The sequence below is a fragment of the Roseisolibacter sp. H3M3-2 genome (assembly GCF_029211165.1).
Classification (GTDB): Bacteria; Gemmatimonadota; Gemmatimonadetes; order Gemmatimonadales; family Gemmatimonadaceae; genus Roseisolibacter.
Genome location: NZ_JARGEK010000083.1, coordinates 1 through 15498, shown reverse-complemented (window position 1 = coordinate 15498; position 15498 = coordinate 1). Strand labels below are relative to the sequence as shown.

The window sequence follows — 15498 nt, the reverse complement described above, 5'->3', positions numbered from 1 at the left end:
CCGGCCGGGGCGGCTGGGGCGGGCGCGCCGGCGGCGGCGGCGGCGCGCGTCGCCGACGGCTGCCCCGCGGTCGACGGCGGCTGCACCGACGAGCAGGTGCGCGCGACCTCGGCGTCCTGCGGGTAGAAGCGGCGCATCTCCGCGCACACCTCGTCGAGCTCCTCCTTGTAGTTGATCGCGCGGTAGGAGTCGACCATCCGGAAGTACGCGCGGCGGGCCGCCGGCGTCCCCGGGTACAGGCGCACCACGTCGCGGAAGTAGATCAGCCCCGGGTCGTACGCCTTCCGGCGGAAGTAGTGCATGCCGGTGTCGTAGTCCTTCGTGGCGAACCACTCGTTCAGCGTCGCGATCTGCTGCCCGGCGTCCTTGGTCAGCGGCGAGTCCGGGTACAGCGTCAGCAGCTGCCGGAAGGTGCCCAGCGACGTCTGGCCGTACTGCGCGTCCAGCTGCGGCTTGCGCCAGAGCGCCTGGTACTCCTTCGCCTGCTGGTAGAGCGCGTCGTCGGCCAGGCTGTCGTCCGGGAAGGCGTCCCCGATGCGCTGGTACGCCTGCGCCGACAGCAGGTGCTCCCCCTTGCGGGAGTGCGCCTGCCCCTGGCGGAAGTAGATCTGCGGCAGCAGGGTGTCGCGCGCCGGCAGCTGGGTCGCGAGCAGGTCGAACCCCGCGAGCGCGTTGTCCCACTTCTTCTTCTGGAACTCGCGCAGCGACGCCGCGTACAGCTCGCCCGCCTGCGTGAACCGGCGCGGCTGGAAGCCGCGCCCGCCGCAGGCGGACGCGGCGAGCGCGACGAGGACGAGCAGCAGGGCGGCGCGCCGGTGGGCGGGGGAGGTCGGCTGGGGCATCACGCGTTGGTACCCCCAGCCCCCCCGCCGGGTTGCCGAGTCATCAGTGCGCCGCCACCCGGGCCGGGGCCGCGGGGAGCGCCCCGGCGGCCGGCACGCCGGCGCCGGCCACGTGGGCGCTCGCCAGCGACAGGACGACCGCGCGCCCCGGGCGCAGCTTGGACAGCGCGTTCCGGGTGTCGATCACGACGTCGGCGTGGTCGACGACCATCTGCCAGTCGATCGCCCGGTGGTCGGTGACCACCACGACCGCGTCGGCCGCCTCGAGCGCCTCGACCGTCAGCGGCACGCCCGAGCGGGAGTGCCCGTCCTCGCGGTAGCTGGCGACGTGCGGGTCGTGGTACGTCACCTCGGCCCCGCGCTGCTCCAGCAGGCGCATCACGTCGAGCGCCGGGCTCTCGCGCATGTCGTCGATGTCGCGCTTGTACGCGATCCCGAGCACGAGCACGCGGCTCCCGTTCACCGCCTTGCGGCGGTCGTTCAGCGCGTGCGCGACCTTCTCGACGACGAAGTCGGGCATCGACGAGTTGATCTCGCTCGCCAGGTCGATGAACCGCGTCTTGTAGTTCAGCGTGCGCATCTTCCACGCGAGGTAGTGCGGGTCGAGCGGGATGCAGTGCCCGCCGATCCCCGGCCCCGGCGTGAACTTCATGAAGCCGAACGGCTTGGTGGCCGCCGCGTCGATGACCTCCCACACGTCGACGCCGAGCTTGTCGCAGATGATCGCGATCTCGTTGACGAGCCCGATGTTCACCGCGCGGAACGTGTTCTCGAGCAGCTTCACCAGCTCCGCCGCCTCGGGCGACGACACCGGCACCACCGTGTCGATGCACGCCTCGTAGAGCTTCGCCGCCACCTCGACGCAGGCCGGCGTGATGCCGCCCAGCACCTTCGGGGTGTTCTTCGTGTGCCACTTCTCGTTGCCCGGGTCGACCCGCTCCGGGCTGAACGCGACGAACACGTCCTCGCCCACCGTCAGCCCGGCCTCCTCGAGGCGCGGCTGCAGCAGCTCGCGGGTGGTGCCGGGGTAGGTCGTGCTCTCCAGCACCACCACCATCCCCGGGCGCGCCTGCCGGCGGATCGCGTCGGCGACCGCCAGCACGAACGCCATGTCCGGGTCGCGCGTCTTGGAGAGCGGCGTCGGCACGGCGATCGAGATCGCGTCGCACTCGCGCAGGCGCGGCTCGTCGGCGCTGGCCACGAACCGGCCGGCCTGCACCTGCGCCGCCACCTCGGCGGCCGGCACGTCCTGGATGTGCGACTCGCCGCGGTTCAGCAGGTCGACGACGCGCTGGCTGACGTCGTAGCCGATGACCTGGAAGCCGGCCTTCGCGAACTCCATCGCGAGCGGCAGGCCGACGTAGCCGAGGCCGACGACGCCGACGACGGCCGAACGATCCGCGATCTTGCCGAGCAGCTGCTCTCTCATGGGAACGACGACGGAACGGGGGGGGCGGGACTCAGCGCCCGTAGAAGGCGCGGACCGCGACGACGACTTCCTCGAGCTGCGACTGCGTGAGCTCGGGGAAGATCGGCAGCGACAGCACCTCCTTCGACGCCCGCTCCGCCTCGGGGCACTGCCCCTCGCGGTAGCCGAGGTACGCGAAGCAGGGCTGCAGGTGCAGCGGGAGGGGGTAGTACACCGACGTGCCGATCCCGCGCTCCTTCAGGTGGGCCTGGAGCGCGTCGCGCTGCTCCGCGCGGATCGTGTACTGGTTGTAGATCGACTCGTTCTGCGGCTCGACGTACGGCGTCCGGATGTCCGCGAGGTCGGCGAGCGCCTGGTCGTAGAACGCCGCGTTCGCGCGGCGCTTGGCGCTCCAGCCCTGGAGGTGCGGCAGCTTGGCGCGGAGCACCGCGGCCTGCAGCGCGTCGAGGCGGCTGTTGAAGCCGACGATCTCGTGGTAGTAGGTCTTCCGGCTGCCGTGGGTGCGCAGCTTCATGAGGCGCTCGAACAGCGCGTCGTCCTGCGTCACCATCATGCCGCCGTCGCCGAACCCGCCGAGGTTCTTGGACGGGAAGAAGCTGAAGGTGCAGATCGTCGCCACCTCGCCGGCCATGCGCCACTCGCCGTCGATCATCCGGCGGGCGCCGATCGACTGGGCCGCGTCCTCGATCACGGGGAGCCCCTTGGCCGCCGCCCGCACCTCCTCGATCGGCGCCATCTGGCCGAACAGGTCGACGGGCACGACGGCCTTCGTCTTCGGGCCGACCGCCGCCGCCACCGCCGCCGGCGCGATGTTGAACGTGCGCGGCTCGATGTCCACGAACACCGGCTTCGCGCCCGCGTTGTGGATCGTCCCCGCGGTCGCGAAGAAGGTGAACGGGCTGGTCACCACCTCGTCGCCGTGGCCGACGTCGAGGGCGCGCAGCGCGAGCAGCAGCGCGTCGGTGCCGTTGGCGCACCCCACCGCGTACTTCGTGTGCGACAGCCCCGCGACCTCGCATTCGAGCTGCGACACGGGCTCGCCGAGGATGAAGGCCTGATCGTCGACGACCTTGAGCATGGCCGCGATCACGTCGTCGCGGATCGTGGCGTGCTGGGCGCGGAGGTCGAGGAGCGGGACGGGCATCGCGGGCGGCTGGGAGAGAGGCGTGGAACGGATGAAGGGGGGAGCCGGCGAAAGCTGCGGCCCCCCCGAGGCGAAGTCAACAAGAAACGCGCCGAGGCCGCCTGCGTGACGGCCGAGGCCGCGAAAGGGTCACGCGGCCGCGTCGTCCCCCTGGTCCTCGGCGCGCCGCAGCTCGTCGCCGATCAGCAGGAAGCGCGTCCCGCAGGCCTCGCACCGGCTGCGCACCGCCGCGTCGGGGGTCGCCACGGGGAGCGGGAGCCGCTCGCCGCACTGGCACATCCACCCGATCTGCCGCGCCGGCACGCCCACCACGAGCGCGTACGCCGGCACGTCGCGCGACACCACCGCGCCCGCGCCGACGAACGCGTACTCGCCGAGCGTCGCGCCGCAGACGATCGTCGCGTTGGCCCCGATCGACGCGCCGCGGCGGACCCGCGTCTGGCGGTACTCGTGCTTCCGCGAGACGTGGCTGCGCGGGTTGATGACGTTCGTGAACACCATCGACGGCCCGCAGAACACGTCGTCCTCGAGGACCACGCCCTCGTATACCGAGACGTTGTTCTGGATCTTGACGTTGTCGCCGATCCGGACGCTGCCCATGACGACCACGTTCTGCCCGAGCGAGCAGCGCTCGCCGATCTCGGCGCCCGAGATGACGTGGCAGAAGTGCCAGATCTTCGTGCCGGCGCCGACCTTCGCGCCGTCGTCGACGAAGCTGGAGGGGTGGATGTAGGCCGTGGAGTCGATCATCGGAGTCGGGGGGTCAGACCGCGGCGGTCGCCGCCGGGGCGGCGCCGAGCGCCTCGTACCACTCCTGCAGCGCGCGCACCTGGCCGGGGCGCGACCGCATGGAGAGGATCGCGTCGCAGGCCGCGTTGGCCGCCGACAGCGTCGTGGTGTACGCCACGCGGCGCGCGATGGCCGCCTGGCGGAGCTTGTAGTCGTCCACCTGCGCGTACTTGCCGAGCGGGGTGTTGATGAGAAGCTGGATCTCGCCGTTCACGATCAGGTCCAGCCCGTTCGGCCGCCCCTCGTGCAGCTTGAGCACCGGCTGGCACGGCACGCCGCGCTGGCTGAGGAAGCGCGCCGTCCCCTCGGTGGCGTAGAGGCGGAACCCCATCTCGTAGAAGCGGCGCACGATCGGCGTCGCGGCCGGCTTGTCGCGGTCGTTCACCGTCACGAAGATCGCGCCCTCGCCCGGCAGCCGGTTGTCGGCCGCGAGCTGCGACTTGAGGAACGCCGCCCCGAACGAGTCGGCGATCCCCATCACCTCGCCCGTCGACCGCATCTCCGGCCCGAGCACCGGGTCGAACTCGCGGAACTTGTTGAACGGGAACACCGCCTCCTTCACCGACACGTACGGCGGCACCACCTCGGCGGTGTACCCGACGTCCTCCAGCGACTCGCCGAGCATCACGCGCGCCGCGACCGACGCCAGCGGCACGCCGACCGCCTTGCTGACGAACGGGATCGTGCGGCTGGCGCGCGGGTTCACCTCGAGCACGTACACCTGCCCGTCGCGCATCGCGTACTGCACGTTGATCAGCCCGACCACGCCGAGCTTCTTCGCCAGCGCCTCGGTCTGGCGGCGCATGGTCGCCTGGTCCTGCTCGGTCAGGATGTACGGCGGGAGCACGCACGCCGAGTCGCCCGAGTGGATGCCGGCGTCCTCGATGTGCTGCATCACCGCGCCGATGACCACCCGGGTGCCGTCGGACACCGCGTCGACGTCGGCCTCGTAGGCGTCCTCGAGGAACCGGTCGATGAGCACCGGCCGGTCCTCCGAGACCTGCACGGCGCGCGTGAAGTACTCGCGCAGCGACGCCTCGTCGTACACGATCTCCATCGCCCGGCCCCCGAGCACGTACGACGGGCGCACCAGCGACGGGTAGCCGACCCGGTTCGCGATCGCCACCGCCTCCTCGACGCTGGTGGCCGTGCCGCTCGGCGGCTGCGTCAGCCCGAGCTCGCGCGCCAGCTCCTCGAAGCGGCGGCGGTCCTCGGCGATGTCGATCGCGTCGGGCGAGGTGCCGAGGATGGTCACCCCGGCCGCCTCCAGCGGGCGGGTCAGCTTGAGCGGCGTCTGCCCGCCGAGCTGCACGACGACGCCCACCGGCTGCTCGCGGTCTACGATCTCCAGCACGTCCTCGAGCGTCAGCGGCTCGAAGTACAGCTTGTCGGAGATGTCGAAGTCGGTCGAGACGGTCTCGGGGTTCGAGTTGACCATGATCGTCTCGTACCCCTGCTCGCGCAGCGCGAGCGCCGCGCGCACGCAGCAGTAGTCGAACTCGACCCCCTGCCCGATCCGGTTGGGGCCCGAGCCGAGGATGACGACCGACTTGCGCCCGCTCCGCGGCGCCTCGTTCTCCTCGTCGTAGCTGCCGTACAGGTACGGCGTGGCCGACGGGAACTCGCCGGCGCAGGTGTCGACCATCTTGTACGCCGGGCGCACGCCGAGCGACCAGCGCCGGCCGCGCACGTCGGCCTCCCCCTCCCCCCGCAGCGCGGCGAGCTGGCGGTCGGAGAAGCCGAGGCGCTTCATGCGGCGCAGCGCGCCGGCGTCGACCTCGCCCAGCGCGGCGTACGCCCGCTCGGCCTCGACCAGCTCGCGCAGCTGGTGCAGGAACCAGGGGTCGACCTTGGACAGCTCGTGGATCTCGTCGACCGAGAGCCCGGCGAGCATCGCGCGCTTGATCTGGTAGACGCGCTCGGGAGTCGGCTGGCGCAGCGCGGCGCGGAGCGTCGCGATCTCGCCGTCGGCGAGGCGGTCGTCGGCCGGCGCGGCGCCCACCGCCCAGCCGGGGCGCCCGGTCTCGAGGGCGCGCAGCGCCTTCTGGAACGCCTCCTTGAACGTGCGCCCGATCGCCATGCTCTCGCCGACGCTCTTCATCTGCGTCGTCAGCCGCGGGTCGGAGGCGGCGAACTTCTCGAACGCGAAGCGCGGGCACTTCACCACCACGTAGTCGAGCACCGGCTCGAACGACGCCGGCGTCGTCTTCGTGATGTCGTTCGGGATCTCGTCGAGGCGGTAGCCGACGGCCAGCTTGGCGCCGATGCGCGCGATCGGGAAGCCGGTGGCCTTGGACGCCAGCGCCGACGACCGCGACACGCGCGGGTTCATCTCGATGACGACCAGCTCGCCGTTCGTCGGGTTGACCGCGAACTGGATGTTGCACCCGCCGGCGGCGACGCCGATCTCGCGGATGATCGCGCAGGCCGCGTCGCGCATCACCTGGTACTCGCGGTCGGTGAGCGTCATCGCCGGGGCGACGGTGATCGAGTCGCCCGTGTGCACGCCCATCGGGTCGAAGTTCTCGATCGAGCAGACGATCACGACGTTGTCGGCCGTGTCGCGCATGACCTCGAGCTCGAACTCCTTCCAGCCGAGGAGCGAGCGCTCGATGAGCACCTGCTTCACCGGCGACAGGTCGAGCCCGCGGCGCACGATGCTCTCGTACTCGTCGCGGTTGTACGCGATCCCGCCGCCGGTCCCGCCGAGCGTGAACGACGGCCGGATGATCGCGGGGAAGCCCGTCCAGGCCGCGATCTCGAGCGCCTCGTCCCACGTGGTCGCGAACTTCCCGGCCGGCGTCTGGAGGCCGATGCGCTTCATCGCCAGCTCGAACTCCTGGCGGTCCTCGGCCATCTTGATCGACCGCGCGTCGGCGCCGATCAGCTCCACGCCGTAGCGTTCCAGCACCCCGCTCTCGGCGAGCGCCATCGCGACGTTGAGCGCCGTCTGCCCGCCCATGGTCGGGAGGATCGCGTCGGGGCGCTCGCGGGCGACGATCCGCTCGACGTACTCGGGGGTCACCGGCTCGACGTACGTCCGGTCGGCGAACTCCGGGTCCGTCATGATCGTCGCCGGGTTCGAGTTCACCAGGACGACCTCGTACCCCTCCTCGCGCAGCGCCTTCAGCGCCTGCGTCCCCGAGTAGTCGAACTCCGCGGCCTGCCCGATGATGATCGGGCCGGAGCCGATGACGAGGATCTTGTGCAGGTCGTTGCGGCGGGGCATGGCGGGCGGAGTGGGCGGGCGGTCAGGCGTCGGGCGGCGGGGCGGCGATCAGCGCGTCGAGCAGCGCGTCGAGGTCGTGGCGCGGCGCCCAGCCGGCGTCCGCGCGCAGCTTCGTCGCGTCGCCGACCAGCGCCGGCACGTCCACCGGGCGCACCAGCGCCGGGTCGCTCTCGACCGCCGACGCGAGGCCGAAGCGGGCGAGCACGCGACGGGCGAGCGCGCCGACGCTGTGTCCGACGCCGCTCGCCACGTTGTAGACCTCCCCCGCCCGGCCGGCGCCGACGAGGGCAATATAGGCGGCCACGACGTCGCTCACATGCAGGAAGTCGCGGACGGTCGTCTGGTTGCCGACCAGGAGCGGCGCGCCGCCGCCGGCGGCCCGGAGCGCGCGGGCGCGCCCCACGAGCCCCGGCAGCAGGAAGCGCGACGCCTGCCCCGGGCCGCTGTGGTTGAAGCTGCGGGTCGCGATCACGCGCACCCCGTCGGAGCGCCACGCCTCGAGCGCCAGCGCCTCCTGCGCGACCTTGGTGGCCGCGTAGACGGTGTGCGGGCGCAGCGGGGCGTCCTCCCGCAGCGGCAGCTCGGCGTCGTCGTGCCGGCCGTACTGCTCGGCGCTCCCGACCACCAGCACGGTAGGGTCGAGCGTCCCCGCCCTCCGCCGCTCGCGCACCAGCCCGAGCAGCCGCGCCGCCGCCACGACGTTCACCTCGGCGGCCAGCCCGGGGTCGCGCCCGGCGGCCGGCACGAACGTCACGCCGGCGAGGTGGAAGATCGCGTCGGGGCGCGCGGCGTCGCGCGCCGCGGCGAGGTGGGCGGGGTCGCGGACGTCGCCCGCCATCCAGCGCGCGGTCGGCGCGGGGCGCGCCGGCCCCTCCTGCGCGAGCGCGGTCACCTCCCACCCCGCCGCGTGCAGCGCGCCGAGCAGCCACCCGCCGACGAAGCCCGACGCGCCGGTGACGAGGGCGCGCTGCGACGTGGCCACGCGCCCGCTCAGCCGCCGGCGGGCGCGTGCCCGAGCCGGCGGTACCGCGCCAGGTCCGCCTCGACCATCATCGTCACCAGCCCCGGGAAGTCGACGCGGCGCTCCCACCCGAGCTGCGCCTTGGCCTTGGCCGGGTCGCCGACCAGCAGGTCGACCTCGGCGGGGCGGAAGAAGCGCTCGTCCTGCACGACGTGGTCGCGGTAGTCGCGTCCGACGGCGCCGAACGCCAGCTCGCAGAACTGCGCGACGCTCCACGTCTCGCCGGTGCCGATGACGTAGTCGTCGGGCGCGTCCTGCTGCAGCATGCGCCACATCGCGTCGACGTAGTCGCCGGCGAAGCCCCAGTCGCGGCGCGCCTCGAGGTTGCCGAGGCGGAGCTCCGTCTGCAGCCCGCAGGCGATGCGCGCCACGCCGTCGCTGATCTTGCGCGTCACGAACTCGAGCCCGCGCCGCGGCGACTCGTGGTTGAACAGGATCCCGCTCACCGCGTAGAGGCCGAAGCTCTCGCGGTAGTTCACGGTGATCCAGTGCCCGTAGACCTTGGCGACGCCGTACGGGGAGCGCGGGTAGAACGGCGTCGTCTCGGACTGCGGCGTCTCGACGACCTTGCCGAACTGCTCGGAGGAGCTGGCCTGGTAGAAGCGCGCCTTGGGCGCCGCCTTCTTCATCGCCTCGAGCATGCGCGTGACGCCGAGCGCGGTGAACTCGCCGGTGAGCACCGGCTGGTTCCACGAGGTCTGCACGAAGCTCTGCGCGGCGAGGTTGTAGATCTCGTCGGGCTTCGTGTCGGCGACGACGTCGGTGAGCGACGTCTGGTCGAGCAGGTCGGCGGAGGCCAGCTCGACGCGGTCGACCAGGTGGCCGATGCGCTCGTACGGGGTGGTCGAGCTGCGGCGCACGACGCCGACGACGCGGTACCCCTTCTCGAGCAGGAGCTCGGCGAGGTAGGAGCCGTCCTGGCCGGTGATGCCGGTGATGAGCGCGGTGGGCATGGCGCGGAATATAGGCACACGAGAAAGGGGAGCCCGGTGGGGCTCCCCTCGCTCACGACGGCGCGTCGATCCGCGTCAGACCGCGGCGGCGACGCCGCGCGGGGCGCGCTGGATCTTGCCGGCGTTCAGGCAGGACGTGCAGACCTTGATCTTGATGATCTTGCCGCCCTCGGCGATGCGGGCGACCTGGAGGTTGGGCTTCCAGGTGCGGCGCGTCTTGTTGTTCGCGTGCGAGACGTTGTTGCCGAAGGCGACGCCCTTGTTGCAGACGTAGCAGCGGCTGCGGTTGATGGCCATGGATCGGTTCCTCAGCTCACGAACTCGATGCGGGCCATCTCCGCCCCGTCGCCCCGGCGGTGGCCGGTCTTCAGGATGCGGGTGTAGCCGCCGGGGCGCGTGGCGAACTTCGGCCCCCACTCGCGGAACAGCTTGTCCGCCGCGTCGCGCTTCTGCACGTGGCGGCCGGCGAGGCGGCGCGCGTGCAGCGTGCCGGCCTTCGCCTTGGTGACGAGCTTCTCGACGAAGGGCCGGAGCTCCTTCGCCTTCGCCTCGGTGGTCTCGATCGCGCCCTGCTCGATGAGCGAGGTCGCGAGGTTGCGGAGCAGCGCGAGGCGCTGCTCGCTGGTGCGGCGCAGCTGCCGCCCGGCCTTACGGTGACGCATGGGGTCTCTCCCTTACTCCTCGTCGTCGTCTTCCGGCGCGTTCGCGGCCGCCCGGCTGGGCGCGGTCCCCCAATCGGTGATCCGCACGCCGTCGCCGGCTTCCTCGTAGCGCATGCCAAAGTTCAGCCCCTCGCGCTCGAGGAGATCGGCGATCTCCTGGAGGGACTTCTTGCCGAAGTTCTTGACCTGGAGGATCTGGCTCTCCGTCTGCCGCACCAGGTCGCCGAGCGTACGGATGTTCGAGTTCTTGAGCGAGTTGACGCTCCGCACCGAGAGCTCGAGGTCGTCGATGGGGGTGCGGAGCAGGTCGCCCATCCGACGCGCGTCGCCGCCGCCGGTGTCGCCGCCCGCCGCCACCGCGGCCGCCGCGTGCGAGCCGAAGCCCGCGAAGTACTGGAAGTGCGTCTGCGCGAGGGCGGCCGCGTAGCTGACCGCCTCCTCGGGCGTGATGGTGCCGTTGGTCTCGACCGTCAGCGTCAGGCGGTCGTAGTCGGTGCGCTGCCCGACGCGCGTCTCGGCGACGGCGAAGTTGGCGCGGCGCACCGGGTTGTAGATCGCGTCCACGCGCACGAGGTCCACGGGGAGCCCGCGGTCCACCGGGTGCTGGTCGCTCTCGACGTAGCCGCGCCCCTTGTTGACGTAGAGCTCCACGTTCAGCTCCCGGTCCTCCTGGAGCGTGAACAGGTGGTGCCCCGCCTCGACCACGCGCACGCCCGACGCCGCCTGGATGTCGCCGGCCGTCACCGGCCCGGCCTCCCCCTTCTGGATGCGCAGGACCGCGTTCTCGACGTCCTCGTCCATCTGCAGGACGAGCGTCTTGAGCTGGCCGATGATCTGGTGGACGTCCTCGACGACGCCCGGGATGGTCTGGTGCTCGTGCACGACGCCGTCGATGCGGAAGCCCCAGACGGCCGCGCCGCGGAGCGACGACAGCAGGAGGCGGCGCATCGCGTTGCCGAGCGTGTGCCCGAAGCCGCGCTCGAGCGGCTGCAGGTTGAACTCGGCGACGTTCGGGTTGTCGGCGCGCTTCGTCGACTCGACGAGCTGCGGCCGGACGAGCCCGCGGAGATCGATGGTGGTGGCCATGCGGTGGTGTTGGTCCTGGTCCGACCGGGAGGGCGTCTCACGACGCGTCCCGGCGACGCCCTGCCCCGCCCTTCACGCGCGGCAGGCTCGTTGGGGAGTGAAGGTCCCGACCCTGTTAGCGGCGAGCGTGGAGCGGTGAGCGGCGAGGGGTTCACTCGACGCTCGCCGCTCCACGCTCGGCGCTGTCGTGCTTACTTCGAGTAGAGCTCGACGACCAGCTGCTCCTGCGCGGCGATCGGGATGCTCTGGCGCTGCGGCTTCTCGAGCATGCGGCCGGAGTACGACTCCTTGTCGACCGCGATCCACGAGAGCGGCGCGCCGCGCGACGACTGGTCCATCGCGGCCATCACGAGCGGCATCTCGCGCGAGGCCTGCTTCACGCGGATCTCCTCGCCCGGCTTCACCTGGAAGCTGGGGACGTCGACCGTGCGCTGCCGGACCTCGACGTGACGGTGCCGGATGAGCTGGCGGGCCGCCTTGCGGCTCGGCGCGAAGCCCATGCGGTACACGATGTTGTCGAGGCGGCTCTCCAGCGCGGCGAGCAGGTTGTGGCCGGTGATCCCCTGGAGGCCGGCGACCTTCTCGAACGTGTTCCGGAACTGCCGCTCCGAGATCCCGTAGATGCGCTTGATCTTCTGCTTCTCGCGCAGCTGCTTCGCGTACTCCGAGACCTTGCGGCGGCGGGCCGTCGCCTGGCCGTGCTGGCCGGGGGCGTACGGGCGGCGCTCGACCGGGCACTTCTCGGTGAAGCACTTGGTGCCCTTCAGGAACAGCTTCGTCCCCTCGCGCCGGCACTGCCGGCAGCTGGGACCCGTGTAGCGCGCCATTGGTTAGACCCTCCGGCGCTTCGGCGGCCGGCAGCCGTTGTGCGGAATCGGGGTGACGTCCTTGATCGACTTGACCTGGAGCCCGGCGGCGGCGAGCGCCTGGATGGCGCTCTCGCGCCCCGAGCCCGGCCCCTGGACGCGCACGTGCACCCGACGCACCCCGGCCGACAGCGCCTCCTTGGCGCACTGCTCCGAGGCGACCGTGGCCGCGAACGGGGTCGACTTCTTGGACCCCTTGAACCCGGCCTTCCCCGACGAGCCCCAGGCGATCGCGTTGCCCCGGCTGTCGGTGATGGTGACGGTCGTGTTGTTGAACGTGGCCTGGACGTGCGCCACGCCCTCGGCCTCGACGACCTTCTTCGCCTTCTTCGCGGTAGCCATTACTTGGTCACCTTCTTCTTGCCGGCGATCGCGCGGCGCGGGCCCTTCTTGGTGCGGGCGTTGGTGTGCGTGCGCTGCCCGCGGACCGGGAGGCCGCGGCGGTGGCGGATCCCGCGGTACGACCCGATGTCCATCAACCGCTTGATGTTCATCGCGGTCTCGGTGCGGAGCGCCCCCTCGACCTTGTGCGCGCGCTCGATCTCCGCGCGGAGCCGCGCCACGTCGGCGTCGCTCAGGTCGCGGATGCGCTGCGCGGGGTTCACGCCCGTCGCCTCGAGGATCGCCAGCGCCGTGGCGCGGCCGATCCCGAAGATGTAGGTGAGCCCGATCTCGACCTTCTTGTCGCGAGGGAGATCGACGCCGGCGATACGTGCCATGTCAGCCCTGACGCTGCTTGTGCTTGGGATTGCGCGAGCAGATGATGCGAGTCACGCCGTCGCGCTTGACGACCTTGCAGTGCTCGCAGATCGGCTTCACGCTGCTGCGGACTTTCACAGTGCGCTCCAGTCGAACACGATGAATTTTTCGGCCAAGACCCGCAATCAAATGGGGTTAGGCCCCGAATGCAAGGCCCCGGACCCGGCCGTCAGCCCGGCCCGCACCGCCGCCAGCGCCACCGACGGATCGGCCGCCCCCGTCACGGCCCGCCCCACCACGACGTAGCGCGCCCCGCCGGCCGCCGCCGCCTCGGGCGTCACGACCCGGGCCTGGTCGTGCGTCGCCCCCCCGGCCAGCCGCACCCCGGGCACCATCGCCACCGCCGCGTCGCCGTGCGCCGCCCGCACCGCCGCCACCTCCTGGCCGCTGCAGACGACGCCGTGCGCCCCCGCCGCCCGCGCCAGCCCGGCCAGCCGCAGCACTTCGGCCTGGATGTCGTCCACCCCGCGCCCGACGGCCGCGCCCAGGTCGGCCGCCGAGTGCGAGGTCAGGACGGTCACCGCCAGCACCCCGCACGGCGCCCCGGCGCCGCCCGCCCCCTCCACCGCGGCGGCCAGCATGGTCGGGCCCCCGTACGCGTGGACGGTGGTCAGCGCGACCCCGAGCCGGGCGGCCGACCGACAGGCCCCGCCGACAGTGTTCGGGATGTCGTGGAACTTGAGGTCGAGGAAGACGTCCTTCCCCATCCCGCGCAGCCACCGCACGACGTCCGGGCCCTCGGCGGTGTACAGCTCGAGCCCGACCTTGTAGAAGTCGCCGGCTTCGCCGAGCCGGTCGACCAGCGCGACGGCCGCGGCGCGGTCGGGGACGTCGAGGGCGACGATCGGGCGGACCACGGGAAGGCCGCTCATCGCGGCCACTCCAGCGCCCCGACCAGCTCCGCCAGCCGGACGCCCTCGCGCGCACACCACCGGTCGAGGTCGCGAACGACCCGCTCGGGGGAGCGCGGGTCCTGCATCGCCGCCGTCCCGATCCCGACCAGCGACGCGCCGGCCAGGACGTACTGGAGCGCGTCGGCCGCCGTCCGGATCCCGCCCAGCCCGATGATCGGGACCGACACCGCCTGCCGCACCCGCCAGGTCGCCAGCGCGCCGACGGGCACCAGCCCCGCCCCGCTCACCCCGCCCGAGCCGAAGCCCAGCGCCGGCCGCCGGCGGTCGACGTCGACCACCAGGCCGGGGATCGTGTTGGTGAGCGTCAGCGCGTCGGCGCCGGCGTCGACCGCCACCCGCGCCGTGTCGGCCACCCGCGGGAGCACCGGCGACAGCTTCACGACCAGCGGCTTCCGGGTCGCCGCCCGGGCCCGCGCGACCAGTGCCTCCAACGCGAGGTGATCGGAGCCAAACTCAGCCCCACCAGCCTTTACGTTGGGGCAGCTCACGTTCAACTCGAACCCCTCGACGGCCGGCGCGTCGTCGAGCCGCTCGACGACCGCGGCGAACTCCTCGACCGCGAAGCCGACCACGTTCACCAGCACCCGCGCCCGCGCGACGAGCGGGCGCAGCCTCGGCAGGTGCTCGGCGCGCACCGCGTCGACGCCCGGGTTCGCGAGACCGATCGCGTTGATCATGCCGCCCGCGAACTCGGCGACCCGCGGCGCGGGGTTCCCCTTCCGGGGCTCCAGGCTCACCGCCTTGGTGACGATCCCGCCGAGTGCGTCGAGGTCGACCACCTCGCGCAGCTCGTGGCCGTAGCCGGCCGTTCCCGAGGCCAGCACCACCGGGTTCTGGAACGCGAGCCCGGCGAACGCGACCGACAGTCGGCCCGCGGGGGCGGGCTGGAGGGCGGTCGGCGCGAGCGGCGGGGCGGCGACGAGGGTCACGGGCGGGCTCCGGGGCGGGTGCGCTGCTCGTAGCGGCGGAGGTACTCGATCGCGGCATCGGCCACGGCGTCGGCGATGGCGCGCTGCCCGGCCGGGCTGGAGATCCAGGCCGCGTCCTCGGGGTTCGACCCGAACCCGATCTCGACCAGCACCGCGGGCATGAACGCCGACACGAGCACCCGGAACCCCGCCTGCCGCACCCCGCGGCTCGGCCCCGGGTGCACCTGCCCCAGCCGGCGCTGGACGATCGACGCCAGCGCGCTCGACTCGCGGAGGTGCTCGTTCTGCGCCATGTCGCGCATGATGAACGCGAGCGGATCGCTCCCCGCCGACGCCGACGCCCCCTCGAACCGGACCGACTCGTTCTCCAGCTCGGCGACCCGGCGGTCGTCGGCGGTCCGGGCCTCAGACAGGAAGTAGGTCTCGAAGCCGCGCGTCCCGCCGGGGTTCCTCCAGGCCGGGTTGGCGGCGTTGACGTGGATCGAGACGAACAGGTCGCCGTTCCGCTGCGAGGCGATCCGCCCGCGGTCGGCGAGCGCGATCAGGGTGTCGGTGGTGCGGGTCATCGCCACGCCGACGCCGCGCTCGCGCAGGACGTTCCGCAGCTGCTGCGCGACGGCGAGGGTGACGTGCTTCTCGAGGATCCGGGTCCCGCCGCCGATCGGCCCCGACATGCCGGCGTCGGGGCCGCCGTGCCCGGCGTCGACGACGACCGTCCGACGCGCCAGCTCCCCACCGCCGCTCGGCCGGTCGGCCGGCACGGGCTCCACGGTCGGCGTCCGGCGCGGCCCGATGATGCTCGGCAGCCGCACCGACGCGGGGGTCGAGTCCGCGGCGGCCGGCGCGGGGGTCGCGGCGGGCGCGGACGGCGGCGG

At 72.5% G+C, this 15498-nt stretch carries 17 protein-coding genes; all 17 read right to left on the bottom strand.

All coding sequences use genetic code 11. The features are described 5' to 3' along the window. Window positions 1-842, bottom strand: an 842-nt coding sequence (gene bamD / locus PYV61_RS09335; RefSeq protein WP_275830668.1) for an outer membrane protein assembly factor BamD, incomplete at its 3' end; no start/stop codon positions are given. A 43-nt stretch (window positions 843-885) separates the two neighbouring features. After that, complete coding sequence (locus PYV61_RS09330) at window positions 886-2271, bottom strand: nucleotide sugar dehydrogenase (RefSeq protein ID WP_275830665.1); 1386 nt, start codon at window positions 2269-2271, stop codon at window positions 886-888. 31 nt (window positions 2272-2302) lie between these two features. After that, complete coding sequence (locus PYV61_RS09325; protein WP_275830663.1) at window positions 2303-3415, bottom strand: DegT/DnrJ/EryC1/StrS family aminotransferase; 1113 nt, start codon at window positions 3413-3415, stop codon at window positions 2303-2305. A 129-nt stretch (window positions 3416-3544) separates the two neighbouring features. After that, on the bottom strand, window positions 3545-4165 hold the full coding sequence (locus PYV61_RS09320) for an acyltransferase (protein ID WP_275830661.1): 621 nt from the start codon (window positions 4163-4165) through the stop codon (window positions 3545-3547). Between the two features lie 13 nt (window positions 4166-4178). Beyond that, window positions 4179-7433 carry a carbamoyl-phosphate synthase large subunit gene (gene carB / locus PYV61_RS09315; protein ID WP_275830659.1) on the bottom strand — a complete coding sequence of 1085 codons (3255 nt, stop codon included), beginning with the start codon at window positions 7431-7433 and terminating at the stop codon, window positions 4179-4181. A gap of 22 nt (window positions 7434-7455) precedes the next feature. After that, window positions 7456-8415 carry a GDP-mannose 4,6-dehydratase gene (locus PYV61_RS09310; RefSeq protein ID WP_275830657.1) on the bottom strand — a complete coding sequence of 320 codons (960 nt, stop codon included), beginning with the start codon at window positions 8413-8415 and terminating at the stop codon, window positions 7456-7458. Between the two features lie 8 nt (window positions 8416-8423). Next, the gene (gene gmd, locus PYV61_RS09305) at window positions 8424-9407 is read right to left on the bottom strand and encodes a GDP-mannose 4,6-dehydratase (protein ID WP_275830655.1); all 984 of its coding nucleotides are present in this window, start codon (window positions 9405-9407) and stop codon (window positions 8424-8426) included. 75 nt (window positions 9408-9482) lie between these two features. Then, window positions 9483-9704, bottom strand: a complete 222-nt coding sequence (gene rpmB, locus PYV61_RS09300; RefSeq protein ID WP_275830653.1) for a 50S ribosomal protein L28 — start codon at window positions 9702-9704, stop codon at window positions 9483-9485. Window positions 9705-9715: 11 nt separating this feature from the next. Further along, on the bottom strand, window positions 9716-10069 hold the full coding sequence (gene rplQ, locus PYV61_RS09295; RefSeq protein ID WP_275830651.1) for a 50S ribosomal protein L17: 354 nt from the start codon (window positions 10067-10069) through the stop codon (window positions 9716-9718). Window positions 10070-10081: 12 nt separating this feature from the next. Then, window positions 10082-11155 carry a DNA-directed RNA polymerase subunit alpha gene (locus PYV61_RS09290; RefSeq protein ID WP_275830649.1) on the bottom strand — a complete coding sequence of 358 codons (1074 nt, stop codon included), beginning with the start codon at window positions 11153-11155 and terminating at the stop codon, window positions 10082-10084. Between the two features lie 191 nt (window positions 11156-11346). Further along, complete coding sequence (gene rpsD / locus PYV61_RS09285) at window positions 11347-11982, bottom strand: 30S ribosomal protein S4 (RefSeq protein ID WP_275830647.1); 636 nt, start codon at window positions 11980-11982, stop codon at window positions 11347-11349. A gap of 3 nt (window positions 11983-11985) precedes the next feature. After that, window positions 11986-12363, bottom strand: coding sequence for a 30S ribosomal protein S11 (rpsK, locus tag PYV61_RS09280; RefSeq protein ID WP_275830645.1), 378 nt, complete (start codon window positions 12361-12363; stop codon window positions 11986-11988). Continuing rightward, a complete protein-coding gene (gene rpsM / locus PYV61_RS09275; RefSeq protein WP_275830643.1) occupies window positions 12363-12740 on the bottom strand; it encodes a 30S ribosomal protein S13 in 378 nt (125 codons plus the stop codon). Before rpsM ends, rpsK begins: the two co-directional genes overlap by 1 nt. A gap of 1 nt (window position 12741) precedes the next feature. Continuing rightward, window positions 12742-12858 carry a 50S ribosomal protein L36 gene (gene rpmJ / locus PYV61_RS09270; protein ID WP_275830641.1) on the bottom strand — a complete coding sequence of 39 codons (117 nt, stop codon included), beginning with the start codon at window positions 12856-12858 and terminating at the stop codon, window positions 12742-12744. 47 nt (window positions 12859-12905) lie between these two features. Continuing rightward, entirely contained in the window at window positions 12906-13652 is a 747-nt protein-coding gene (gene pyrF / locus PYV61_RS09265) for an orotidine-5'-phosphate decarboxylase (RefSeq protein ID WP_275830639.1), read from the bottom strand. After that, window positions 13649-14623 (bottom strand): dihydroorotate dehydrogenase, encoded by a 975-nt coding sequence (locus PYV61_RS09260; RefSeq protein ID WP_275830637.1) that lies wholly within the window; start codon window positions 14621-14623, stop codon window positions 13649-13651. The genes pyrF and PYV61_RS09260 overlap by 4 nt, the downstream gene beginning before the upstream one ends. Then, on the bottom strand, window positions 14620-15498 hold an 879-nt coding region (locus tag PYV61_RS09255), incomplete at its 5' end, for an N-acetylmuramoyl-L-alanine amidase (RefSeq protein WP_275830634.1). The genes PYV61_RS09255 and PYV61_RS09260, both read right to left, overlap by 4 nt.